This window comes from Providencia alcalifaciens (genome assembly GCF_020271745.1).
Taxonomy (GTDB): Bacteria; Pseudomonadota; Gammaproteobacteria; order Enterobacterales; family Enterobacteriaceae; genus Providencia; species Providencia alcalifaciens_B.
In genome coordinates this window covers 2111228-2133850 of sequence record NZ_CP084296.1, presented here as the reverse complement: position 1 = coordinate 2133850, position 22623 = coordinate 2111228, and the positions used below count along the sequence as shown (strand labels likewise).

The following is a 22623-nucleotide window of genomic DNA, read 5'->3' as shown; positions in this document are numbered from 1 at the left end:
CTATTCCCCCAGTGCCGTAGATTTAACGGTGTAATAACGCTGCTTGCGAATGGTCTGAATCACCTGATTAAAATGCGCCAGCAACTCTTGCTCTGAGCCGTATCTTCGCTGTAACGCGGCGTACTCCTCATTGATTTGGCGACGTGCACGTTCGAGGTCTTCAGTTAACAACTTCGCATAGGCATGATCTTCTACACCAGAGGTGCTTCTAGCTGCATTGAGCATGTCTTCAACCAATGCCCGGGCCATCTCAACAGCAATAAATGGTGCCGCTCTTGAAGCAAACGACCTAGCAGCCCCTTCATTTAATGCAGAAAGTGTTCGAATCATGCCGCCAATGCTCGCGGGAGCCGAGGTCATAAAAGCCTTTTCGGTGGTGCTAGCAGCCCCTGTATTTCGAGCAAACTTAAAAATAATGCCGTTACTAGAACCTGTACCAAGAAGTAAATTTTCTACCTGAGTTGATAACCCGGTAAGAGTCACATTAGTGATTGTTGGGTTCAGACAACCGTCTTGCGTCACTGTGTCACATCGGTACATAGCGACGTTACCGCCATGAATTAGATTCTCAATAGTCACTTTATTGCCATTCAGCCTGGTCAGTTTTGGGGCTTTACCTTGGCCATCAGCGGCATTAGCAAGATCACCAACAATGATCGAACCAGTCACCGACATAACCGCTTCAAGAAAACGGTCATCCCCCGATGCAAACCAGCTTGATGCCGAGTGACGTTTCAATGCTCGCCAAACCAAATTACCTTTAATCGTTTTGTTCACATCAGATGCCGCGACACTCGAAGCGTTCTCATATGGGTTCTTACCATTGGATTCACTCCAACTGGTAAAAACGTCTCCAGCCCCTTTAAGTGAGCTCAACATGCTGGCTTCTGTTTGCCCCTTTTTACCAAAAGCAGCCAGGGTATCGTTCACGACTCCCTGAGCCATTTGACAGGAATTGCCGAAATACTCGTTCAACTGCTGGATTTTCTTTTGCAGTGTCTCCATGTGCTGAGAGCATTTCTCACACATAGCACTGAGCGCTAATTGGAATGCGTATCCCTTGGCGTTTGCAGCAACAGAACGGAGTAATTGAACAAACTGATCTGCATTAACAAATGACAAACTTCCAGCGAACATATCAATGCCGCCACAACCGGCTTGGAATGACGGAGGCACCATAGAGACGAGGTTCTCGTTCATGATTCTGTTACGGACAACAACACTTCCTCCAGATATAACGCCACGCCGCTGACTCTCGAATACGCCAGGCGCAGTAGTGTTGGTCATTGAACCAAACAACTGGTTCATCTCCTGTTGCAAGCTTGCTTGGCTCATAGATGAAAAACCAATCGCACAGGCGATTAGCGATACTCGGAATACTTTTTTCATTGTTATAACCCTCCTTGTGCACGCAGATAGCGAACAAGGAACTCAGGGTCCTGCAATATCTTCTCGTTAAGCTCTTGGGCTGACATCGCGAGTGACACGCCTGGCTGAACAGGTCTAGTGGCATAGTAAGTTTGATCGTCAATCCAACCGGCTTGATGGGCTGCAAGAATGATTCGATTATTGAGCTCATCAAGGCTCATTGCGCCTTGGCCAATCGGAGTGATGACATTAGGCGGATCAACTAAGAACACGGCAGGGACAGTCGTAACGGACAAGGATTGTGCTTGTCCTGAATCGACTTTGTAATTGGGAAACTCTCCACCCGGTAAAGGCATGCCATCGACAGCAATAGCAAACACCTCGAAACCGTAGTTCAAAGCCATGGATTCGATGATAGGCGCTTGAGCGTGGCAGTAAGGGCAATCCGAACGATAGAAGAAGAACAAGCCAGCCCGTTTTGCTACTTCACCTAAAGCTACATCGCGTTGAGCGCCAGCTTCTCGATCCATCCGATTGGCAGCATAGGTCGCCAAGGGTCTGCGACTGATTTCATCCAAAACAGGATCGCCCATGACCACCTGCTGACTAACATCAGCAAACTGTGAACCCTTATCCATCATGACGCGCTGAAGATACAGATAAGCCCTGACGTTCTCATTCGTCGGCTCATCAATTGCCTTGTCCATGAACGATTGCATATGCTCTCGGAACCATGCGGCACTGAAGGGCTTTAGTTCGCTCTGACTGGACTCCACGACACCAGTTTCCGGCTCTATCAGCTCATCAGGCTGCTCAGGTTCAGGAATAACCTGATACCAAAACCAGCCTTCCTGACCACGCTGATAGAATGGTCCATCACTGGCATGGGCGGGCAAGATGAATAGCAAGAAAATAATGATTGGGATGGTCACCCATAGGATGAACCAAGGGAACAAGGGGGTTCTCATTGTCAGCTCCAGAAAATTTCATAGAGCTAACATGCTAATGATCCCGGTAAGAGCGATTGGCCAGATAGATGAATGAATCGTGTGTTTTTCTGACTAGCTGTTGTGACCAGTAACAACAGCTAATTTTAACGAGCCAAATTTATGATTGGACCGCTTTGAGCGAAAAGCGGACATTACGCCGAATACCTATTCCTTATGAGCGCTATTACTTCATGCAGCATTTTGTCGGTTAGTCGCTTAAGAGATCAACTTGAAGCTCTGCTCTCTATTTTGACTGACTGGATTAATAGGCATGCACACACAAGCATCATACCCAGCCAACCTATTGGTCTAAATGTTTCGTCAAGAATCCAGACTGCTAAAAGTGCAGCAATTAATGGCTCTATTAAAGTGATCAACGTTGCCTTACTTGCATCGATAGACCGAAGCCCATAACCATATAATAAGTAGCCAAAAAACATGGGGATAATAGCCATATAAAGAGCAACAATTGTATTTCCGGCTGAAACGAACAGGTTTTCGCCGGTAACAATTAATGAAGGTAATAGGATGAGTGCTGCAAGACCAAATAACCCAGCCATCGCAGATCTTGAATTGACTCCCGAATTTATCATGGATTTCACTGCCAATGAATAACCTGCATAAGTCAGTCCAGCTACCAAGCCAAGACAAACACCAATTTGCTGTAGGTGAGTATCCATCTCGATGACTTCCCTTGATGTTTTTCCTGAACTCAACAACAAAACACCTCCAGCACCTAACACGAAGCTAACTCCCCATTTCCAAGAGAAAGGTTTTTGGCAAAAAAGACGCTCCAGAATCACTGAAAAAAGCGGTGCACTAGCGATAGATACTAAAGTACCTATAGTAACGCCAGACCAGCGCATAGATGTATAAAATGCTAACGGGTACACCGCTACACATATGCTCCCAGCAACAAGGATAACCGGCATTTTTCGCATTTTTGATAAGTCATGCACTAAGCTCTTTGCGGCATTAGCACATAAAAAAATGCCACCAAACCCCATAGCGAAAGCGCCTATTGCTAAAGGGCTTACGTTCGATGCGAAATGAGCTACCGTCCCCGTTGTTCCCCAAAGCAAGCTCGCAAAGACAATTGCCAGAGTGCCGTTAAAACGAGAATTTATTGACATCGCCGCTATCCTTAACTACCAATTAACCAAAGTGGTGAGATGGTACAAGTGTTATAGATTAAACATTTGGCTATAAGGACGTATTTGTTGTCGATTCAGACGGAAGTTATTTCTTAAAATGCGTCGGAGGAAATCCAAAGTATTGAGTGAATTTACGGCTAAATGCGGATAGCTCAGGATAGCCGACCATTTCACCGACCAGTTGAACAGTAAAATCCGTATGTCTAAGCACTGCCTGAGCTTTTTCCATCCGTAACTTGGTGATATAGCTATTCACAGTCAAACCAGTTTGCTTTTTAAATAAAAATTTAAGTTGTGTGCTGCTAAGGCACGCTACTTTTGCTAGTAGGTTTATCGTTAACGTCTCTTGAAGGTTCTCTTGAATGTAGCGCATTGCGCTGACAATACGACTATCCAGCTTCGGAAGCAGTTCCTGTTCTGCTAGCAAGAGATAAAATGTTTTGTACATAGATCGCTCTAGTTCAGCATTTAGCTGAAGCTGTAATTGCGCTTCTATAAATGACAGATAGCAGGAAAGTGATTTTGAAATCGTGAAAACAGTACCATCAAAAAAATTAATATTTTCAGGAAGCTCGCTCATATCTGCGACGACAAATAGCGCTTCAGGGTTTGCATTAAAAAGATGTGCTTCATGCTTCCTTACTACTACACATTCACCCGCTGCGACTCTGCCGCTAAAACTTCCGACTTTAATAACTATCACGCCACGGAGTGGCAAAACCAATTGGTAATAGTCATGTGAGTGATTGGTGGGCTTAGTGCTATAAGAACGAATACATAATGCGTCGAGCATAAATCAAAGCACCAATTTAAGATTATCAGGTTAACATGTATGTAGACAGATACTACCAAATAAAATACCTAGGGTTTCTATTTTTGTCTGCTTTTGGCACCGAGCAGTCAGACCGCTGCGAGCGAATTGCGGACGTTAACGCCCACAGCAGGGGCGGCTTACCTTGTGCGCCTTTTGCGCGAAAATGGGAGCGTAGCGACCCGCGCAAAAGGCGCACAAGGTAAGACGTCCCGCGGAGGCCCGAAGGGCCGTAGCTTTACTGCCTGTGATTGTTAGGAATACATTACTCTGCATGGCCCGCTACCCTTAATTTGTGGTTAACCGCCATACATTGCTCCCAAAGACTTCCGCTTGATACACCCCAGGCATCTAGGCCTCGAACAAGCCCCTTAATCGCAGGACTTTTATTTCCAGCTTTGATTTCAGATCTGGTTGTTTGGAAGTACTTGAGAATTGCCATTCTAGATTCTTCAGTCCATGAATGTGCACAATCATCCTTACTTAGAGGATTAGATAGCTCGTTGATAATTTTATCCAGCGATTCCATTTCTGTGCGATACATTCCCTGTATTCCTAACGCCCGCCACAAACGCGAGCAACGTGTTGCGAGTCGAGCCGCGAAGCGGCGTTTTGATGGCGCTTGTTAGAGCACGGGCTAATTGCATCGAACATGATGCACCATTAAAAACATAACGTGGTCAGTCTCAGCTTTTGGATCAACCATTTCTTGACCTTCTGATACAGTACATTCTTTACCAATCTTTTCTATGAATTTATTTACTAGAACCATTCGGTCACTTTTTGAATAATGCGGGCTAACAGTATTTAACTCAAACACGCATAGGTAGTACTGCTTTTTGTCGTTTGGCCATTTGGGTTCATCAAAGCACGCAAAGCCAGTTCCGGTATCAAAATTTATTTGTTTATTTACACAGCCTAGTAAAAACAAGCTAATCAAAATTGTTAAGTATCTACATGCTTTCATGCGAGTGCTCTAACGCCCGCAGCACGCGCGGCTTTGTAGTGGAGGCGAAGCCGGAACGAAAAAGCCGTCGCTGTGCCTGCGATTGTTAGGCATTTCTACCTCCTGCCTCTCGAAATATACTCGGCATATTCGTCTTGAATCATTAGTTCGTTCACCAACCTTTCAGATGATCCTGCGAATCGTTGCTCAATAAACTCTATCGCTTGGCCAAATGAAGTGAGCGATTTGACCTCATTGGCATCCTCTAGCTCTAGGTCTGGATCAAGTGGACCAAACTCATAAATATCAAGGAATGATTCATCCCCCAAATCAGCCGTTTCGTAAATTGAAACATCTATTTCGGATTTGGAACCTCGAATGCTCAGCCACTGAATACCAGCACGGCTGTCCCGTTCGCAGCCACCAAGAAAGCACTCAACTGCTTTTCCTCGCTTAAGTGCCAACTCTGCTTCCTGAAGATTGAGGTATCTACGGCTCATTGTGTATGCCTAACGCAAAGCACACGGGTGACGACCGCGCAGCGGTTGGCATCCCAGCGGCCGCAGGCCGCGAGTGCTGCGCCTTGTTATGTTTTTATTTGCACTCTGTCTTTGATTAGCGCGATTGTTCCTGGCCATCTTTTCCCCATTGGCAATGCCCATTGTTTTGCGATTGGATCGATGACACCGCCAATCGATTCATAGTGTTTTGCAACTTTGACACGCTTCCATTTAAGACGCAAAAAGTAAGAGTTAAGCCGTTTGTTACTTTTAATTGGGTGAGCACTGTACTCAGCACCGAGCAATCGAGATAACAAAACTCTAACTTCACTTTTGTCCAATGCCTTAAAGTTTGCTCTCAGCAAGTTTTCAGGTGACTTAAACATCGAACGTAACGGCTTCAAACAAACTCCAGAAAAACATAACGCCCGCAACAAACGCGAGCGGAGCGAGTCGAGGGCGCTAGCCCGTTTTGATTGCGTTTGTTAACTTTAATCACTGTTGCACCAAGTTAAAACAGCGTCCCCAAGGCTGGAAAAGACATAAACCCAAGCCTCTGAGCTATGCGCAAGCCTACTAGTTTGAACTTTAATATCTAGCTCCACCAAATGAGATAGACAGCTTTCAAGCCTGAGAGCTGACTCATCCGTAAGAACTGCGAGATCTCTGCAAGCCTCACTCAGTTTAATGTCAAGTAAGCCATTATTGTGGTCATTTGAAATTGGATATAGATATCCATGTTCCGATTTCTGCAAACATGCTGTCCCGCCAACTTGGTTCATATATTTTGCGCCGCCACTATCCAACAGGATTAATGCTGGTTGTTCTAAATCATAGAGACTGATTGATTTCATAGAAAGTTAACGCAAAGCTTTGGGGTGGCTGGAGCGCAGCGTAAGCCGTCCCAGCCACGATAGTGGCGACAACAGCGCCTTGTTATAAGCTATTTGCACACTTAACCAGCAGTGTAACCACTTTTGCATTTGGATTTTCATCTGAAATAATGGCATTACCATTGTTTTCCCAAGCCACTGTAGCTTGATTGTCAGGGCATCCCAAAGAGGCCGCCGCCCCTTGCGCACTCATATTTGCAAGCTTTTGCATAGATTTGTCGGATTTTGAAAGCTTGTCCAAGACGGTAATCTTAGCCTCTTGGTTTGCCTGTGAGACAGCGATAGAAACTTTAGGTTTGACACTAGGTGTAGAAGCGCAACTCGCCATTAAAATTGGCAGAACAACTAATATCACTTTCTTCATTCATCTATCCCTGATTAAGTTTATTGATGGCTTATAACGCAAAGCACACGGGCGACGAGCCGCGCAGCGGGTTGGCGTCCCAGCGGCCGCAGGCCGCGAGTGATGCGCCTTGTTATGTGCAAACCCCATACTTAGACTAATCATGATCAATTTCACTAGGGGCAATAAACGGTACCGACGGATGGAGTTTTTCTTGCAAGCACATGCCATGTGCATACATCGACTGAACTTGCCCATCCCCAAGATCTAAACTCATTACAACAGGTATCGCATCCTTAATCAGCTCACCACAAAAGCAACACTGACTGTGTGAGCCTATTGCTTCCGAAACAGCACTCTTAATATTTTTCATCCACATGCGACGAACTTGACTCCTTTAGAGCACATAACGCCTCAAACACCGGCTTGGTGAAGTTGGCGGCTTTTTTGGAACAAAAAAGGTGACAGCTTTACCAAGTCCGCGTGCTTTGACTTGTTAACTTTTTTGCCGTTTTCTTGGGTTGTACTTTGACATTGCTTTATTGTTCCATTCTTTAAATGTTTCAATTTTATTGAGTTCTTCATCAAGCACTATGCCTCGCTTGGGGTCAGTATATAAAACCTCTACTAATTCCGAATATTCCTCAGCGTCAATTTCGAATGACTTCCATTCGACTCCTCCGCTCATGCCTGCATCTGACTCTGACTTGCAGAACGCATCATTTAGCACGGCTAAAGGTGGCATAACCTTGAAGCATGCGAGAGCAAACCCTAAAAATGGATGCATGAAAATAAACTCATCCAAAGGGTGATTTTCCCATGGAGCGGAAGTTTCTCCTACTCCATACAAGTGCCTTACTTTAACTGTGCGCATATTTTGGTTTTAGAAGTTAACGCCTAGCTCACCGGAAAAATGCGAGCGCAGCGAGTATTTTGTCCGGTGAAGCTATTTGTTATGCCTATTTTGTTAATGAAAGCACCCATTCTTTTTCTTTATTAAAGAATGCAAATCCGCCCGAGCTGGTTGGCACCAAAAACCCTTTCCACTCATTTTCACGATTAAAATAATTAAAGCCACCTTTCTTATTTGTTACGAAATGGCCAATCCAGTTTCTACCTGTATAGATAACCATGACATCTTCATTGGCAATTACACTAGCACCAATGAGATCACCATCTGGAGTGCAAACGAAGTACCCTGTCCAGTCGCCGATGTACGGGTTTAATTTTGTGGTTACGTTTGGGTTGATGGAGTACGTAACATTTGGATTATATTTGTAGGTGACGTTGGGGTTTATTGAATAGGTGACATTTGGATTGATGGCGTAAGTAACGTCAGGATTCCATTTGTATGTGACATTAGGGTTTATAGAGTAAGTCACATTGGGATTGTCAGATGACGGAATTTTGCATTCCTGCGCTACCACAATGCTCGAATTCAGAAAGGCAAGAACTATTAGTAAGAAATTGATGCGCATTCCATTTTCCTTTTTAGGCATAACGCAAAGCACACGGGCGGAAAAACGCGTTAGCGTTTGACGTCCCAGCAGCCGAGGGCTGCGAGTGATGCGCCTTGTTATGTAGCATTGCAGATGACTTTACCAAATACATGCGCCTGAATCTCCTCGCACTTCTGTTTGCCGTCTATGACTTCTACAGCATCACCACAACTATTTTTCCTGAATAGAGGTTTATCGCTTGGCTCAATTTTACTTACCCCGGCAGAACATAAGCTTTGGACTTTCTCATGCCACCGTTTGGTAAGCTCTGCCTCTGACTGCTCAGAACCAAGCACGGTAACTAAATGCACAGTTCCTTGTCCATTACTACTAATCATAAATTCCACATCACTTGCGACACAATCGAGTGAAAGGAAAATTGAGGTTAAAAATAACGCTGATTTCATAGTGCTACATAACGCCCGCAGCACGCGCGGCTTTGTAGTGGAGGCGAAGCCGCAACGAAAAAGGCGTCGCCGTGCCTGCGCTTGTTAGCTTTTTTCACAGTTCTGCTTCCACTCTTTAAACAGCGATTTCACGGCTTCGCTGACTTCGCTACGAAGATGTAGATCATGTGCTTGTAGCTCATATTCATAGAATATGGATTCAAAATTAATTGTTTGTTTGCAGCTAAAGCTGCCTGCCGATTCAGAGCAATGGCCTATATACCAGTCCGATGGAATAGCTTTTCCTGGGTTCTTCAAAGGCGCAGATCGAACAAGGTGCCACATAAACAGAGGCTCGTGATACTCATAAACACGATAAAACGGCAGGCTTGGGTCTTTTTCCACATACACGGTATCTCTTTTGTCGTAAACGTTCCAAGCGGCTTCAGCCATTCCATTAGGATTGCCAATCTGTGAGCTTGCATATGCCAACCCCATTAGCTCATGCTCAAAATCTACCCCATTACTGTTGATATGGCTTAATGTGTATCCCGAAACCTTAGCCTTAATATTTTGAGCTGGGATGTATATCAATTCTTGACCATCCGAACTATCGAGCTCGTCAGCGATAGGTGCAAGAAATGCTTTCATAAATGAACTATCCGGTGAAAAACTAGATGGATAGCAAATTTTAGTGTCATCTAGTCGCACTTTTCTAAGGCTTTCGGCATAAGTAACTTGCGAGCTAAAAATCACCAAGATAAAGAGATAAAACTTCATACTTCTCCTGAAAGCTAACGCCTGGCACAGCGGATCGCAAACCTGGCGCGGCTTTTGGTACAAAAGGCGTGACAGGTTTGCGAATCCGTTGCTGCCACTTGTTAACCCTTTTGCCAGATTTGGTAACTATAATTTATGTTAGAGGCGAAGTCTTGGGTAAAAACTGGCCTAAAATTGCTGGGGATTTCAGGAAAGTAAACATCACCTTCCGGCTCGATGTCTATTGTAGATATATGTAGTGTATCTACTTGATCGATCAGGCTTTTGTATATCTCCCCACCACCTGAAACAATGACATGATCCGTTATTTTCTTTAGGTTGGTTAAAGCATCTTTAATTGATGGAAAGATCAATACGTTCTCATTGTCAGATGTAAAACTTGAACGTGTTACGACCGCATACTTTCGGTTGGGTAATGCTCCCATTGATTCAAAAGTCTTGCGTCCAACCAACAGCCATTGGTTATAGGTAATAGCTTTAAACAGGAGCTGTTCACCTTTGGCACTCCATGGAATATCAGGGCCATTCCCGATAACTCCATTCTTCGATATAGCTACCATTAGTGATAGTTTCACAATTCTTCCTCAGAGGTTAACACTTATTGGGCGGAAATATCCGTATTTAAACACGGAATTTTCCGCCTTTGTAAATTTGATGTTGATGACATTACATCGTAATTCGATTATTTACAATGGTTTATGGGTACACGCAAATTTTAATAATCGTGAAAAATACGGAAACTTCGGTCTAACAAAGCGTGTCGGGATTTTTGAAAATAAATGTTCTTAATTACAGTAAGTAATTTGAGTAAATATTGGAACGAATGTCCGCTCTTGGCACATAAGTAATATTCATAAAGTGCGAATACTACATTAGTTCACTTTACTGCAAAAACCGTCACCAACGTTTTAATTGAGCCACCAGGAATCATAACAAAGTATATCTTGCTCCCCACATGCTGCCAGAACTCGGCCTCTTGTGCATATTTTTTTGATTTTTGGATAGCGACGCGTCCTGGTAACTGTGCTTTAGTTAGCCCTGAGCATAGCAGCTTTTTGCACAAAGCCTTCCAAGGATGCTTAGGTACACCGCCTGAAAGCCGTTCCACAAACCTTTCCAGTGCATGACGAGTCACCACGACAGGCCCAATGTTCGGAACGTTGATGACCTCATCGATTTCTCTCACGGTAGCATTATCGACGCTGTATTCTTCGAAGGAATATGAGAGCCAATCTTCCCGTTTCTCTACCGATATCTGTGCTTCTTGGTAACGGGTGAGCAAGAACCTGGTCAGGCTGTAAAGTGAATGCTGAGTTGAGCGTTGTTTCTGTAACTTTTTGATGGCTCCTTTACTGACTCGGATTTGAAGCCCATTGCCGCCTCGGTTACTCCCCATCACCTCTTTCACTGACAATAGGTAGTGAATAGCATAAAGCTCAGCTGCAATTAGCTTTTGCTGCTCAGGTAACTTGTCGTATTGCTCACCTAAATCGACCTTTAGCTCACCACCTCTTCGAAGGCCGGTCTTCCAGTAAACCGTAAACTCACCATCAGTCTGCTTTGTTAACAGGGTTAATACCATCATGTTTGTTTCTCCTATTGGTTATCTATTTTTCATTCTCCATGTTTTTTCAAATATGCAAGGCGCAAAAAAAGGGGCCGAAGCCCCTTGGATCAGATATGAACTTTCGGAAAGCCCATGGCACCGTAAACATTCAGCACATCATTCCAATCCCAACTTTTCACGCCAAGTGACGTTGGTATCGGAGGGATCAGAACTTGTGTCAGAATGCCTTTTTGCCAGGCTTTTTTCTTGAGTTCATTCGCTGCATTCAGGCCGGTCTCAGAGAGATCGTGATCTGCCCAGATGTACAGCATTTTCACATTACTTGGTGGTTCAAACCTAGCCAGTAGCGTTGCATTCACAACCGACCAACATGTCTGTCCCGTAGCTCTGGTAACCGCTAAAGCTGTTTCGATGCCTTCAGAAACACCTAATACCTCACCAGGCTCACCTATCGGAATGGCACCACCAGTGATTGTTCTGTCACTTGGTATCGGCATCATCTTTTTAGGCTTTTCAACCGGCGCTTTGAATCCATCTTCACTTAGGTAGATCCGATGAAACGTGGCCGAACGCCCTTGCTGAGTAACGATTTTACCTAGCAGCGCTGGGTAGCTATCGATAAACAAGCCATCTTCATCATGGTAAGGCAAGTTTGGATGATACCTCAGCACCGAATCCCATTCAGGACGAAGCCGGGTAACAATGCCACGACGATGCATGTAGTTCCAAACTGGTTGCGCACGAGTATCTGCAAGAGAAAACGTTTCTCCCCAGGTTTGATTCAAGCGATGGATAATCGCTTTGTCCTCGTCCTGCTTTCTAGCCTTCCAATCAACTGCGTTACTCGGTATTGGCCGAATAGGCGCTTGTATTTGTCCGGGTTGAATACCAAGAACCTGGCCGATTGCTTCAATAGACTGAGCAAAGTTCCATCCATTAATCCAAGACAACAGTTCAAAACCATCATGAAAGATACCGCAGGTGTTACAAACGCCACCTCCGGTATATTCAGCATCTTTGAATAGCCTAAAGCCATCACGACCGCCATGAACAGGACAAGCCACATGACGGCCCTTTCGAGCAATGGCGGCATCAAGTTCTGGCACCAATACCGCTAATACTTGAAGCCATTGGCCATTAAGATATGGCCTTACTGTTTCAATTTGTAAAGGTAACGCCATATAACCTCCTTAAGTAAAAAGCCGACTCCTACCACTGGTGGTAAAAGTCAGCTTGGGTCCTGCATTGAGCCGTTTGGTTAATGCAGGAACGTTAGTCAAGCTGGATACCATGTCGTCTTAATAGCCACATGATGGAATCACGAAGCACATCAGGATCGACAACCGCAGCCATCGCGCAAACACGAAAGCAAAATGGCGTTAATTCGTCATTTTGAATCCACGACAACACATCCCTTCGCAATCGAGTACTGACACGACCGTCCAGCAATACACGGATCGCATCCAATAGAATGCCTTCGCGTAACTGCCAGATTTCCGTGTCAGACCAAGTGACTGGGGCATCATCAAACTCAAATAGAAATTCGAGCTGTGATGACGTGTGTTGATAGGACTGCTTTTGTGATGAAGGAGAATGGGCAATGCGCCCATTCATTAAAGATAACCGCGTTCGGCAAGCGAAACGCAGCCCTCGGATGCGACCACGACATGGTCAAGCGTTCGAATATCAACAAGTGACAAGGCGTCACGGAGTCGATGAGTGATGCGTTTATCAGCTTCACTGGGTTCAGGATCACCCGATGGATGGTTATGAACCAGTATCACTGCTGCCGCATTAAGTTCTAGCGCTCGTTTTGTTACTTCCCTTGGATAAACGCTCGCTGCATCTAAAGTGCCTTTGAACAGCTCTTCAAATCGAATAACGCGATGCTTTGTATCAAGAAACAGTACGCCAAAGACTTCGTGCTCATACTCGTGCATCAGTGTTTGCAGGTATGAGAACGCCGACGATGGCTGTTCAATTTTTCGACCTTTACTCAATCGACCACGGGCAAGCTTGAGCGCCATATCTAAGATATCCGCTTCAGTCACTTGCTCAGGAACGATGTAAGTACCGGCTTCTTCGCCAGCTAAGAACTTTCTGTTTTTCATAGGAGTCTCCAAAAAAAACGGAGACGAACCCATGCCCAGGCGGGGACGGAATCGTCCCCGCAGGGTGGTAAAATGGATGTGGTTACTGAATTATCAGTTGTTGTGTTACTTCGAATAACTCACGCTTCAGATCTTTGACGTCGTTAATCACGATGCTTCGAGGAAAGAATTTCTCAACACTGCGTGTTTGAATCCCGATCCCCAGCAGCTCAAAGCCACTGCGTCTGCACCGGTCAACAATGTCATGCGTGGCAGCCCAATCATCTGGGTCACCATCCGTTAGCACTATCATTAGCTTTCGCTTCTGTTTTTGTGCCAACAAACTGTTTGCCGCAAACCACATAGCTTGTGCCATAGGCGTACAACCTCTTGGTTTTTGGTCAAAACAGGCGGCCCGATGTCGAACCGATTGCTTGGGCAATAACGCGATAGAAACTTCCTGATGAATACCAGGAAAATAACTGACCGCAGGTACAACACCCGGTATACCTTCCAATGCCATGGCTAAAGCCAAAGCGGCTTCATTGGCAACATGAAAATACTTGCGATTACCTTCGCCAATGGGCTTACCCATTGAGCCCGATATATCGACAAGCAAGTGCACAGCAGCATTAGGCGCAATGCGGGGCTGCCTTTGAATAAACAATCTCGACTCACCTGCTTGTGAAGCGGCAAGACGATGAGTTGCCACTCGAAGACCGTACCGTTTGGCATGATTCCGATTGTCCTGACTGGACTGAACCATGCCCCTAAGTCGGGCTCGAATTTGAGCCGACTCAGACGCCGATAAGGTCAAGATAGCCTCATCACCCAACATAGCTTGCTCTGCTTGGGGCAAACTGAGTGGAGTGACGCCCTGATGTCCTTCTGCTTGTTCCGACAACACTTCTGCCACTTGTGCAAAGGTATCGGGTTCAAAGTGAGCGGCACTGGCCTCTAAGGCTTGTCGCAAATTATCAGCTTGATCAGAGTTATCTGAATCACTCGTTTCAGCAGCATCCCCTGTTGCAGACGAACTTGTTTCCGGGGTTTGACTGTCACTACTGCTATTGCTGTCATTACTCGCATCTTGTCCAATGTCATCACCGCCATCAGCATCAGACTCATCCTGTGGTGGACGAGATTCTTCTTCCAACATGGCAACGATGGCATCGACAAGTTTCAGCACTTCACCTGTAGATGCCAGGCTAGGCACTGCTGTCAGCATGGCGCTTAACCGGCTCATCGCTGCGGCAGGAAAGAGTTGTCTCACTCTTTCATCAACAGCTTGATACAAAGGCGTCAGCGCTTTCTGGCCCAGAAAATGGCATCTCAAGCGAAACAACAACCAGGCTTGCAAGTTAGATGCAGGCTCAGGCTGTTCAGGTACACACATTTGCTGTGTGTCCACCATGTACTCAATCACTTGCGAAATACTGCGCCGGGTTCCGGGGTAATCCTTTGCCAATTCGTTTTCAATGCGCACATCCTCAATAATATTGAGAAGTGCCTTACGGATCGGCTTAGACGACGCCTTCTTCACCATGTCAAAATTGGTATGCCGAATATGCGCCGCTTCATGAGCCAGATAACCCCAAGCTATTTGTTGATAGTGTGGGTCGTCTGGGTTTGCTGTTGGGATCACAATCCGCTCACCATCGGTAAACGCATCTTGTCCTTGAATAAGCACCTTCACACCAAACTTTTCGCCATAAGCGGCGGCAACGATTGGCAGTGCATTTTTTAATGGATGATTCATGGGAGTCTCCTAATCATTAGGGGGAATACTCCCTCAGCGGGAGCGTTTCCCCGCTGGGAATGTAAGTGTTTAAACCTGTGCTTTTAGCTTAACCAGGTCGTATTTTTGACCTAACCAAGCCACCAATTGAGCGGTACTCTCGTGCTGCTCAAATGACGTTTTAAGCTGGTCTAAACTCAGGATGTCATCCAATGTCAGACCATACTGGTCTTGTAACTGAGTAGACACCTCGTGTTGATATTGCAGCCAGGCCCGCTCATGAGCGGTTTGCTGCAATGCCATGTTTGGAACAAACACCATGGCCGTTACCCAAACACCTTGCCCGTCCGCATCTGCGATCAATACAGGGTTCTTGGGGATCACGACACTATGTGTTGAGTACGATCGTTGTACTAACGTTCGACAACACGCCACTTCTGGTATCGATTCACTTTCAACCGCATCAGTCACACCACGAAAATGCGGTTCAAACTGGTTCAGTTGGCTGGGGTTATGGATGGTTGATTGCATAATTTCCTCTTACATAGTTCAGAGGACATGCGCCCTTAAGGGCAACATGCCCTCAAGGACGTTAGAAATAAAATGAGTTTGGTACAGTCGAACCAAGGTTTGGTCTGACGGTTGGTTGTGGTATTGCACGTAAGTTATCTGCCTGAGCAGATACTGGCTGTGCGGGTTTAGGTTCAGGTTTGGGCATCAGTTGTCTGATATCCAATTGACCTTCACCGTGCATTCTCATCTTGTCTGGATCAGACAAAATTAAAATGGTCGCCATCAGTTCGTGATAGAGATTGTCTGTCACAGGGCCGGTCTTCGGCAGACGAACAAATAAATTGTCCATCGCTTCAACCATCGGCTGAACTCGATGATCCAGGAATGACAAACCATCCAACTTGTCTCTTAATCGCTTGAGAGGATTAAGGGCACGCTGACTGATTTGATTCTTTCCTGCAACGGAACGCTCAAACAGTTCATTAGCATCACGAGCCACCTCCCTAAATAGGGTGTGTCCCATGCCATTGACCTTGTCATCTAAGCCACCAGCTTGTTCAGCCGGTTGCATTCGATAGATGGCATAATCGAACTGAAGCCGTTGTTCCACGTCTTCGATGGGTGACAGCGCACGCCGAATTGCATCTGCAAATTCCGGGTGTTTCGCAACCCAGTCAAACGTCACCTGATCATAGTTGTCCAAGAACAACTGCTTGCACTGCGCAAACTCCTGACCGATCCTGTCAAGCTCTGGAACAATCTGATCAATTCGGTCTTCAGGGACGGCATAGCCACCTAAAAACCGCACACCGACTTGCTCACACAAGCGCTGCGCTTCTTTCTTAAGCCTTTCAAAGTTCGCCAATGCCTCTGGGTCGCAAATTTTTTTACTCCCTAAGCTGGCAACATCCTTCGGTGGAAGTTGGCTGCCATTGGCTAATCTGAAATCTTCAGGCCTTAGCTTTTTTCTACCGCTCCAGATGGAACAGTCGATGTGACAAATCAACAGTTTGTCGAGGGTTTGAATACTCATAGTGCATCCTCATGCGAGATGGGGACGCACCACTCCCAACAGGAGCAATGGCCCCCGTTTGGGTGGTAGTAGTTGACGCGCTAATGGCAATACCACTATCAGAAATAGTAATTTTGCGAATCAGGCGACGATTGGTTGAGATCGATTTTCACAGGCATTAAGTCCAGTGCTTCAGCTATCGGGCGAACCCGCTCTAAATCACTGCCTAGCAACCGCAATACATCTTTTTCCAACTTCAGTTGGTCGGATACTTCTATCCCTTCAGGACTCGCTACTGTGAGCGAACACAGTGGTGGTAATTGACGCTTAAAAGCCAGTAACAGCAACAATGGCCACGGGCCATCATCAGTGTTAACAATGCCAGCGCCTTCACCTGACACCATGCTGATTTGATTGGTACTAGGTAATCCGCTTTTGCAAAACCCTAATGACCATTCTCCAATCCTGACTTGGTTATCATCAATAACAGCCAAGCCATAGGCTTCAAGCAGCTTTGCCATATCGAACAACGCTTTTTGCGCCAGCGAGATTTGACCATTGACGTCCTTGCGAGTACGAAACTCCCAACTGACGTTATTGGCGCACGCGACGCTATCAAGCGCATTTGATAGTTCAAATGGCCGCCCTTGATGATCAATGCCGACTTGTCCAACAAATCGATAACCCTTGTTGATTTTCTCATTGATTCTTCGGTCTGCTTCTGCGTTAGGATCAGTCGAGTCAATTAATCGCTGCTGCGACAATTGACCTGCTTTTCCAAACCGAACTTCAATCTCCTGGGTATCTGATCCAACGTAAATGGCCCATTCTTTGGCTGTCCCATCAGAATGACTGTAACGGTAAAGAGCAAAGCACTTTTCCATCATCAATCCTCCCAGTGGTCACCGAAGACATCAGCGGCAATACGGTGAATGGCTTCACGTTGCTCCAACTCAGCACGAGCCGTCAAAGACCGAACCAGTGCATACTCCACTGCGTTAGGAGCGCCTTTAAAAGCAAGTGTTAACTTTGCCCAGCGCACCAAGGTCCGAGTGGACATGGTGATACTAAGCTCTGCACCGCCATCCGCGCCCCCAATAAAAAGACGACGAATGTCACCAGCCACCTTCACCATTTTTTGGCGAAAGACCTCTGGTAAGCCCGGCGCAACGTTCTCCAGAATGGCTTCCTCTACAGATGGTTCTGCATAGGTCGCTTCAATGATTCTAAAGCGATCAAGGAAAGCCAAATTCTGTTGAAGCACGCCTTGATACAAGCCCGTTTGGTCACCGCTGCCCGCACTGTTGCCGGTAGCGATAAAACGAAACTTGTTGTGTGGCATGATGATCTCTCCGCCATTTTGTGCGATGGCCAAAGGGGCACCTTCCAAAATGTCATTGAGCCCAGCCAGTTCAGCAGGCTCAGCAAGATCCATTTCATTAATGATCAGCAAATGGCCATGCTTTACAGCCAGTGCCAGCGGTCCATACACAAAGGTCATGTTGCCATTAACCAGTGTGTGGTGACCGATAAGATCGGACAATTCCAATCGACCGTGCGCAGTAATTTGCTGAACAGGCCAATTCAATCGAGAAGCAACTTGGCAAATTAGCGAGGTCTTACCGCATCCAGTGGGGCCTGTAATATACAAACCGTCACCGTCTGGGTGAGACAAGAACGCCAATACGTCACGTAAGTCTTCTTTTCTAAAAACATACTCGTCCTTGCGAACGGGAATGTTTGGATGGGTAGTGTCGGCACTAAATCCTTCCAGAACGAAAGCATCAGGAGCCGGGACATTAAACGCTTGATTCACTTGAACCAAAAATGGGGATTGTTCAGTCATGGTAAACCTCATCAGTTTTGACGAGGCTCCATGCCCCAGCAGGGAATGAAGTCCCCGTCGGGTGGTATGTTGATTGTGGTATGGCTGTGTATGTAAGAGTTCAGCTCGCTCTATCATTCGTACCCAGCATTGGCTACGAGTGAAACTGCTTTCTGATGCACTCCATATGAGCGCATTAGAAAGGAGCCGAAATCGGCTCCAAGTGAACGTTAAAAATAAAATGAGCTCGGCGAGTCACCTGGCAGAACCAAGTTCTCTTGCTCAAGGCTGATTTTGATTGGTGTTTCAACGGGCTGCTCTGGCTTATTGGTGCTAATGCGCAACCGCTCTTGTGGCGCTTTTCGGTAAGCGGCTAAAACCTGTTCATCCAGCTCGCCTAACTTATCGGTGGCCAATTGCTTATAGTCCACCGTGCCCGCCATCATGTAGCGGCTGAGTTTGACCCCAGCATAGTCGGCATGAGCGTAGTTACCCATCATGGCGACCAATTTTGACTGGGCGTCTCGCATTTCCTCTTTCAAAGATTTAATGTGATTTTCCAGTCGGACCACTTCGGCATGTGCTGAGCAATACTGTCGAGACAGCGATGTCCAACGGTATTGGGCTTCACCCTTAGGAACAAAACAATCTTGCTCAGGGCATTTTGACGGTTCTTTTTTGGTCTGTACTAACTCCCAAAACTGAAGCGCTGTTTCTTGCAATTCAGTTAAGAACGCCGCGTCTCGTTGTATTTCAAACTCAATCAGTTGATCCTCAAAATAGAATACCAACCAACCACGCGTGCTATTGGCGACCAGTATTTGATGCTGTACTTGCACCCAATACAACTGGTACGCCTCGCTTTGTTCTCGATGAGCTTGCACATCCTCAAAAACTGACTGGCAAGGACATTTCAGTTCAACGGGCTCGCCCGCATCGTTGATGCCATCAAAGCTGGCTCGAAAGATTGCGTTATGATCGGCTTCTGCACATAACGGCAGAAGAAAGTCATTATGCGCATTTTCAAATGCTCGCCTTGCTTGAGGCTCCAACCGTATACCGCGAAGCACATTTGGATTATTCGACAGGTCTTCCGGTAATACGAATCCAGTTTTTTCTGCCCATAATCGCCAAGGTGTTTTGTAGGGTGAACGCCCCATAATAATTGGGGCTTCAGATGCCGTAACCCCTGCAATGCGCCACTGGTGCCATGCAGGAGTACGTTGTGATAGGTCGATAACCTTCATATTGCCTCCTTTGAAGGGAGACTCCCCCGAAGGAGAGAACTCCCCTTCAGGGTTAAGTGGTTACTTTGCAGCTTGTGCTAACGCTGTTTGGTGCTGAACAACACTTGCTTGAAGCGAATCAATTGCCGTTTTACCGGCTTGAATCGAACCTACGACAAGGGCAACAACCAATACCAAGCGAAAAAGTGAGGCTGATTTAGTCATGGAAGATCTCCAAAAAAAGACGAGACCTTCCCCCTGACGGGAGAATAATCCCGCCAGGGTTAGTAAAATGAATGCGTGGCTCTAAGAAGCTAAAGGCTGTGTGAGCGCTTTGGCTGCTTGTTGCTGTGCATTAAATATTTCTTGTTTCGCAAACGTCAGTTCAACACCTTGAAAATGTTCATTGGCATATTCCAATGCACTATTCCAAGCGTTTGAAGCTTCCGCCCGCTCGATAAGCTTGTAAACAAGCCCTCGGGTTCGATCATCAACTTGCTCGGGTGGAATCACCGATGGCTCAACAACGTGTGTTGCTTGGCCTTCGATAATTCGCTCCGCTTCGTCTTGATCGAAAATTCCCACAAAGCCAAACGCAATGCGGGAACACTGGATCATGGATTTATGTCTTAGCATTCGCTTAGTGTGCGTCTGCCATGGACCATCTACCCGGTAAGGGCCATTTTTGCCGTTACCTTCAAAAGGCGGTCGATAGACTTCATCCAGATACTCAGTGATTTTGACTGGGTGCGAACGGTCGCGCCGATAGATGATGCATTCCATCCATTCAGGGCATTCTTTCGCGCCATCCAGTGAGACTTTGTTTTCTGAAGTCTTAAACTCCATGCCATCAAACTGGTCGTGTTGATTGATGATGCGAGACCATCCATCGACACCTACCACTGGAATAATTCCAGCTTGTTTATCAGGGAACGCAAAAATCTCTTTGGTGAAAGGGTTCAAGCCGTACTGATCTGCAACCACCAAGAGCGCCATCATCTGCTCATTGGTCGGTGCACTACCGTCACGTTGCTTGAATGCTGTTGCTTTTAGGGTATCGAACAATTTGTTTGGATCGACACTAAAGCGCTCAGCAAAGCGTTGGATTAGCTTTGGTTTTTCCATTATGGACTCCGACAATCAAAGTGGGAGTCTGCCCCTGACGGGAAAGTACTCCCGGCTGGGTTAAAGCGTTTTTGCTCGGTTAAAAATCTGGTTCAGGATAAGTTTGTGCCCAATTAGCTTGGGAGCTCGCATCATCCGCCGGTGATGGCTCAGATGCTTTGTTCACACTATCAAGAAGCAGAAACTCGTCCGCGTCCACTTCGGTCAATCGATGCTTAATGCCATCTTTCTCCCATGAACGCGTGCGCTGAGGCCCTTGAACAAAAAGCTTCGCTCCCTTTTGGATTAAATCTTTTGCTCTTAGCCCTAACTTAAATCCACCACGATCTCGAAAAACGACCCGATGCCATTCCGTATGCTCTTTGAGCTCATTGGATTGACGGTCGCGCCATTTCTCAGAAGTGGCCAGTGAAATACTGGTCACTAAATCACCTGATGGATAGGCTCGTGTCTCTGGCTCAGCGCCAACGTAGCCTATGAGTGTTACTTGGTTTTTCATGATGTTCTCCTCGTCTTAGTTGAACTCTGTGCACACAGTCGCTTCTACCCGGCTGGGCAAAGAAGACTGACGACGCAGATAGGTTGGTATTTCGAGTAAAGCCATGTCGTACTGATGTGGCTCTTTGTAAAACGCAGATGTCAAACGGGGCATACCAGGAGCTTTAGGCACTGCCATTGGACGACGTTTTGGTGTTGGTGTGAGCAATCGCTTGATTTGAGTAAGTACAAATCGAAACGGACGCACGCTTTGACGAGCAAGCAATCGCAAAAGCGACCAGCTCAGTTTTGCTAGCAACATAATGCCCGCGATTTGGATAATAAATCCGAAGATATATTCCATTGGTGACTCCATAATTTGGTTTTGAAGGAGTCACCCCCAACTGGGGAAAACTCCCCCAGTTGGGTGGTGAAAAGGCGAACCGTAAGGAACGCATGGTTGAGCATGTAAGAACATGCAGGCTATTTGTTTAAGGAGGCTAGCTACCTCTTAGTACCACTGAGAATACTCAGCGGCGGGCTTCCTTTGAGCTCATGCTCTCAGGCGCAGATATCACTGAAACAGATCAGCAATATTTGATAGTCAGTGTAACCGTCTTATCCAGACAGGATAGTCAGAAAGATGCTCAATTCTTCCACCTAGCTGAAAGGCCATTACCTCACAGAGGATTAGTCTAGGGACTGATTATTGTCATATCAGGAGCAAACTTATGGCCCAAGCAAAACCCAGTTACTCAAAACCCATCTTTGAACAATCATTCACAATTAATAGCTTACAGGCGCAACGTGTCGTTGACCGTGTTTTTAGACGGACGGTCAGTGCGCTTTACGGAATCGATGTCATCCTGCGCATCATTGGCGATGAGAACGAAATTGATGACGTGGAACAGATCATTAGCCAGTTGATCGAGGATTGCGCTAAGGCGGTAGACAACGAACAATCTCGTTTGGACAAATTGATGGAGTCCAACGGCATCGATGAAGTACCTGACTACACCGACCCAATTACCTTCAACGCTAAAATCAGCTCGCCTCAGGTTGGCCAGTTTGTCGGCTTAGTGCGCAAACTCGATTCGTTGATGATCTCAATGGACACACTCTGGTTATCTAGCGTGCTTAGTAACAAGCAACGTGTTGATGGCAACTACGCATGGCAACAGCGCATTATCAAACTTGCACGACGCATTATTGATATCGAAATTCGTGCACGAAAATCAGCCCAAGCTAAGGGTAAAGAAGCAGAAGTTGAGCAAGCGGTGCCTTCAACCGATGACGATATCACTGAAGAGGAAACAGATACTCCCGCCAACTAGCGAACGGCTCCCATCACACAGCCCCTCTTGAAGGGGCTTTTTCAAGA

General features: G+C 46.2%; 30 protein-coding genes. 1 reads left to right on the top strand and 29 read right to left on the bottom strand.

Annotated elements, in window-relative coordinates; all coding sequences use genetic code 11:
* The 29 genes from LDO51_RS09775 to LDO51_RS09635 all read right to left on the bottom strand — a co-directional run bounded on the left by LDO51_RS09775 (window position 1) and on the right by LDO51_RS09635 (window position 21606).
* Entirely contained in the window at window positions 1-1389 is a 1389-nt protein-coding gene (locus LDO51_RS09775; RefSeq protein WP_023584068.1) for a conjugal transfer protein TraH, read from the bottom strand.
* A 2-nt stretch (window positions 1390-1391) separates the two neighbouring features.
* Complete coding sequence (locus LDO51_RS09770; RefSeq protein ID WP_067206255.1) at window positions 1392-2336, bottom strand: thioredoxin family protein; 945 nt, start codon at window positions 2334-2336, stop codon at window positions 1392-1394.
* Window positions 2337-2581: 245 nt separating this feature from the next.
* Window positions 2582-3490 carry a DMT family transporter gene (locus tag LDO51_RS09765; RefSeq protein WP_225574399.1) on the bottom strand — a complete coding sequence of 303 codons (909 nt, stop codon included), beginning with the start codon at window positions 3488-3490 and terminating at the stop codon, window positions 2582-2584.
* 106 nt (window positions 3491-3596) lie between these two features.
* Entirely contained in the window at window positions 3597-4304 is a 708-nt protein-coding gene (locus tag LDO51_RS09760) for an AraC family transcriptional regulator (protein WP_225574398.1), read from the bottom strand.
* Window positions 4305-4587: 283 nt separating this feature from the next.
* Entirely contained in the window at window positions 4588-4866 is a 279-nt protein-coding gene (locus LDO51_RS19700; RefSeq protein ID WP_225574397.1) for a hypothetical protein, read from the bottom strand.
* Between the two features lie 93 nt (window positions 4867-4959).
* On the bottom strand, window positions 4960-5289 hold the full coding sequence (locus LDO51_RS19695) for a hypothetical protein (RefSeq protein ID WP_225574396.1): 330 nt from the start codon (window positions 5287-5289) through the stop codon (window positions 4960-4962).
* 95 nt (window positions 5290-5384) lie between these two features.
* Window positions 5385-5768, bottom strand: coding sequence for a hypothetical protein (locus LDO51_RS09745; RefSeq protein WP_225574395.1), 384 nt, complete (start codon window positions 5766-5768; stop codon window positions 5385-5387).
* Between the two features lie 86 nt (window positions 5769-5854).
* Window positions 5855-6172 carry a hypothetical protein gene (locus tag LDO51_RS09740; protein WP_225574394.1) on the bottom strand — a complete coding sequence of 106 codons (318 nt, stop codon included), beginning with the start codon at window positions 6170-6172 and terminating at the stop codon, window positions 5855-5857.
* Between the two features lie 87 nt (window positions 6173-6259).
* The gene (locus tag LDO51_RS19690; protein ID WP_225574393.1) at window positions 6260-6622 is read right to left on the bottom strand and encodes a DUF6210 family protein; all 363 of its coding nucleotides are present in this window, start codon (window positions 6620-6622) and stop codon (window positions 6260-6262) included.
* A gap of 82 nt (window positions 6623-6704) precedes the next feature.
* Window positions 6705-7025, bottom strand: a complete 321-nt coding sequence (locus LDO51_RS09730) for a hypothetical protein (protein ID WP_225574392.1) — start codon at window positions 7023-7025, stop codon at window positions 6705-6707.
* 475 nt (window positions 7026-7500) lie between these two features.
* Window positions 7501-7809: a hypothetical protein gene (locus LDO51_RS09725; protein WP_225574391.1), complete on the bottom strand. Its 309-nt coding sequence runs from the start codon at window positions 7807-7809 to the stop codon at window positions 7501-7503.
* A gap of 154 nt (window positions 7810-7963) precedes the next feature.
* A complete protein-coding gene (locus LDO51_RS09720) occupies window positions 7964-8482 on the bottom strand; it encodes a hypothetical protein (RefSeq protein ID WP_225574389.1) in 519 nt (172 codons plus the stop codon).
* A gap of 98 nt (window positions 8483-8580) precedes the next feature.
* Window positions 8581-8910, bottom strand: coding sequence for a hypothetical protein (locus LDO51_RS09715; protein ID WP_225574388.1), 330 nt, complete (start codon window positions 8908-8910; stop codon window positions 8581-8583).
* An 84-nt stretch (window positions 8911-8994) separates the two neighbouring features.
* Entirely contained in the window at window positions 8995-9669 is a 675-nt protein-coding gene (locus LDO51_RS09710) for a hypothetical protein (RefSeq protein WP_092839476.1), read from the bottom strand.
* A gap of 101 nt (window positions 9670-9770) precedes the next feature.
* Complete coding sequence (gene dfrA1, locus LDO51_RS09705; protein ID WP_000777554.1) at window positions 9771-10244, bottom strand: trimethoprim-resistant dihydrofolate reductase DfrA1; 474 nt, start codon at window positions 10242-10244, stop codon at window positions 9771-9773.
* 302 nt (window positions 10245-10546) lie between these two features.
* The gene (locus tag LDO51_RS09700) at window positions 10547-11254 is read right to left on the bottom strand and encodes a hypothetical protein (protein WP_225574387.1); all 708 of its coding nucleotides are present in this window, start codon (window positions 11252-11254) and stop codon (window positions 10547-10549) included.
* Between the two features lie 89 nt (window positions 11255-11343).
* Entirely contained in the window at window positions 11344-12417 is a 1074-nt protein-coding gene (locus LDO51_RS09695; RefSeq protein ID WP_024023024.1) for a DUF7146 domain-containing protein, read from the bottom strand.
* 91 nt (window positions 12418-12508) lie between these two features.
* Window positions 12509-12850 carry a hypothetical protein gene (locus LDO51_RS09690; RefSeq protein ID WP_024023025.1) on the bottom strand — a complete coding sequence of 114 codons (342 nt, stop codon included), beginning with the start codon at window positions 12848-12850 and terminating at the stop codon, window positions 12509-12511.
* Window positions 12850-13347, bottom strand: coding sequence for a RadC family protein (radC, locus tag LDO51_RS09685; RefSeq protein ID WP_000797298.1), 498 nt, complete (start codon window positions 13345-13347; stop codon window positions 12850-12852). The genes LDO51_RS09690 and radC overlap by 1 nt, the downstream gene beginning before the upstream one ends.
* An 82-nt stretch (window positions 13348-13429) precedes the next feature.
* Window positions 13430-15085 carry a VWA domain-containing protein gene (locus LDO51_RS09680; protein WP_053410252.1) on the bottom strand — a complete coding sequence of 552 codons (1656 nt, stop codon included), beginning with the start codon at window positions 15083-15085 and terminating at the stop codon, window positions 13430-13432.
* 69 nt (window positions 15086-15154) lie between these two features.
* Window positions 15155-15595 carry a hypothetical protein gene (locus LDO51_RS09675; protein ID WP_024023027.1) on the bottom strand — a complete coding sequence of 147 codons (441 nt, stop codon included), beginning with the start codon at window positions 15593-15595 and terminating at the stop codon, window positions 15155-15157.
* A gap of 61 nt (window positions 15596-15656) precedes the next feature.
* Window positions 15657-16610, bottom strand: a complete 954-nt coding sequence (locus LDO51_RS09670; RefSeq protein WP_000027441.1) for a DUF3150 domain-containing protein — start codon at window positions 16608-16610, stop codon at window positions 15657-15659.
* A 98-nt stretch (window positions 16611-16708) separates the two neighbouring features.
* Window positions 16709-17476: a hypothetical protein gene (locus LDO51_RS09665; RefSeq protein ID WP_000970191.1), complete on the bottom strand. Its 768-nt coding sequence runs from the start codon at window positions 17474-17476 to the stop codon at window positions 16709-16711.
* Window positions 17476-18435 carry an AAA family ATPase gene (locus LDO51_RS09660; RefSeq protein ID WP_225574386.1) on the bottom strand — a complete coding sequence of 320 codons (960 nt, stop codon included), beginning with the start codon at window positions 18433-18435 and terminating at the stop codon, window positions 17476-17478. Before LDO51_RS09660 ends, LDO51_RS09665 begins: the two co-directional genes overlap by 1 nt.
* A gap of 209 nt (window positions 18436-18644) precedes the next feature.
* Window positions 18645-19661, bottom strand: coding sequence for a YqaJ viral recombinase family protein (locus tag LDO51_RS09655; RefSeq protein ID WP_000862954.1), 1017 nt, complete (start codon window positions 19659-19661; stop codon window positions 18645-18647).
* 60 nt (window positions 19662-19721) lie between these two features.
* Window positions 19722-19865, bottom strand: a complete 144-nt coding sequence (locus tag LDO51_RS09650; protein ID WP_000167276.1) for a hypothetical protein — start codon at window positions 19863-19865, stop codon at window positions 19722-19724.
* 81 nt (window positions 19866-19946) lie between these two features.
* Window positions 19947-20765, bottom strand: coding sequence for a phage recombination protein Bet (gene bet, locus LDO51_RS09645; RefSeq protein WP_000414662.1), 819 nt, complete (start codon window positions 20763-20765; stop codon window positions 19947-19949).
* A gap of 79 nt (window positions 20766-20844) precedes the next feature.
* Window positions 20845-21264 (bottom strand): single-stranded DNA-binding protein, encoded by a 420-nt coding sequence (locus tag LDO51_RS09640; RefSeq protein WP_000795984.1) that lies wholly within the window; start codon window positions 21262-21264, stop codon window positions 20845-20847.
* 15 nt (window positions 21265-21279) lie between these two features.
* Complete coding sequence (locus tag LDO51_RS09635; protein WP_000455722.1) at window positions 21280-21606, bottom strand: hypothetical protein; 327 nt, start codon at window positions 21604-21606, stop codon at window positions 21280-21282.
* 367 nt (window positions 21607-21973) lie between these two features.
* Between LDO51_RS09635 and LDO51_RS09630 the strand changes: the two genes are divergently transcribed.
* On the top strand, window positions 21974-22576 hold the full coding sequence (locus LDO51_RS09630) for a hypothetical protein (protein WP_000035788.1): 603 nt from the start codon (window positions 21974-21976) through the stop codon (window positions 22574-22576).
* Window positions 22577-22623 lie beyond the last annotated feature (47 nt).

What these genes read in the sequence shown, in the direction of transcription:
- LDO51_RS09660 (WP_225574386.1), bottom strand. Translation starts at nt 18,435, where the DNA reads ATGACTGAACAATCCCCATTTTTGGTTCAAGTGAATCAAGCGTTTAAT.
- LDO51_RS09765 (WP_225574399.1), bottom strand. Translation starts at nt 3,490, where the DNA reads ATGTCAATAAATTCTCGTTTTAACGGCACTCTGGCAATTGTCTTTGCG.
- radC (WP_000797298.1), bottom strand. Translation starts at nt 13,347, where the DNA reads ATGAAAAACAGAAAGTTCTTAGCTGGCGAAGAAGCCGGTACTTACATC.
- LDO51_RS09665 (WP_000970191.1), bottom strand. Translation starts at nt 17,476, where the DNA reads ATGATGGAAAAGTGCTTTGCTCTTTACCGTTACAGTCATTCTGATGGG.
- LDO51_RS09700 (WP_225574387.1), bottom strand. Translation starts at nt 11,254, where the DNA reads ATGATGGTATTAACCCTGTTAACAAAGCAGACTGATGGTGAGTTTACG.
- LDO51_RS09640 (WP_000795984.1), bottom strand. Translation starts at nt 21,264, where the DNA reads ATGAAAAACCAAGTAACACTCATAGGCTACGTTGGCGCTGAGCCAGAG.
- bet (WP_000414662.1), bottom strand. Translation starts at nt 20,765, where the DNA reads ATGGAAAAACCAAAGCTAATCCAACGCTTTGCTGAGCGCTTTAGTGTC.
- LDO51_RS09650 (WP_000167276.1), bottom strand. Translation starts at nt 19,865, where the DNA reads ATGACTAAATCAGCCTCACTTTTTCGCTTGGTATTGGTTGTTGCCCTT.
- LDO51_RS09680 (WP_053410252.1), bottom strand. Translation starts at nt 15,085, where the DNA reads ATGAATCATCCATTAAAAAATGCACTGCCAATCGTTGCCGCCGCTTAT.
- LDO51_RS09675 (WP_024023027.1), bottom strand. Translation starts at nt 15,595, where the DNA reads ATGCAATCAACCATCCATAACCCCAGCCAACTGAACCAGTTTGAACCG.
- LDO51_RS19700 (WP_225574397.1), bottom strand. Translation starts at nt 4,866, where the DNA reads ATGTATCGCACAGAAATGGAATCGCTGGATAAAATTATCAACGAGCTA.
- LDO51_RS09630 (WP_000035788.1), top strand. Translation starts at nt 21,974, where the DNA reads ATGGCCCAAGCAAAACCCAGTTACTCAAAACCCATCTTTGAACAATCA.
- LDO51_RS09710 (WP_092839476.1), bottom strand. Translation starts at nt 9,669, where the DNA reads ATGAAGTTTTATCTCTTTATCTTGGTGATTTTTAGCTCGCAAGTTACT.
- LDO51_RS09720 (WP_225574389.1), bottom strand. Translation starts at nt 8,482, where the DNA reads ATGCGCATCAATTTCTTACTAATAGTTCTTGCCTTTCTGAATTCGAGC.
- LDO51_RS09775 (WP_023584068.1), bottom strand. Translation starts at nt 1,389, where the DNA reads ATGAAAAAAGTATTCCGAGTATCGCTAATCGCCTGTGCGATTGGTTTT.
- LDO51_RS09770 (WP_067206255.1), bottom strand. Translation starts at nt 2,336, where the DNA reads ATGAGAACCCCCTTGTTCCCTTGGTTCATCCTATGGGTGACCATCCCA.
- LDO51_RS09655 (WP_000862954.1), bottom strand. Translation starts at nt 19,661, where the DNA reads ATGAAGGTTATCGACCTATCACAACGTACTCCTGCATGGCACCAGTGG.
- LDO51_RS09670 (WP_000027441.1), bottom strand. Translation starts at nt 16,610, where the DNA reads ATGAGTATTCAAACCCTCGACAAACTGTTGATTTGTCACATCGACTGT.
- LDO51_RS19690 (WP_225574393.1), bottom strand. Translation starts at nt 6,622, where the DNA reads ATGAAATCAATCAGTCTCTATGATTTAGAACAACCAGCATTAATCCTG.
- LDO51_RS09760 (WP_225574398.1), bottom strand. Translation starts at nt 4,304, where the DNA reads ATGCTCGACGCATTATGTATTCGTTCTTATAGCACTAAGCCCACCAAT.
- LDO51_RS09690 (WP_024023025.1), bottom strand. Translation starts at nt 12,850, where the DNA reads ATGAATGGGCGCATTGCCCATTCTCCTTCATCACAAAAGCAGTCCTAT.
- LDO51_RS09715 (WP_225574388.1), bottom strand. Translation starts at nt 8,910, where the DNA reads ATGAAATCAGCGTTATTTTTAACCTCAATTTTCCTTTCACTCGATTGT.
- LDO51_RS09730 (WP_225574392.1), bottom strand. Translation starts at nt 7,025, where the DNA reads ATGAAGAAAGTGATATTAGTTGTTCTGCCAATTTTAATGGCGAGTTGC.
- LDO51_RS09745 (WP_225574395.1), bottom strand. Translation starts at nt 5,768, where the DNA reads ATGAGCCGTAGATACCTCAATCTTCAGGAAGCAGAGTTGGCACTTAAG.
- LDO51_RS09695 (WP_024023024.1), bottom strand. Translation starts at nt 12,417, where the DNA reads ATGGCGTTACCTTTACAAATTGAAACAGTAAGGCCATATCTTAATGGC.
- LDO51_RS19695 (WP_225574396.1), bottom strand. Translation starts at nt 5,289, where the DNA reads ATGAAAGCATGTAGATACTTAACAATTTTGATTAGCTTGTTTTTACTA.
- LDO51_RS09635 (WP_000455722.1), bottom strand. Translation starts at nt 21,606, where the DNA reads ATGGAATATATCTTCGGATTTATTATCCAAATCGCGGGCATTATGTTG.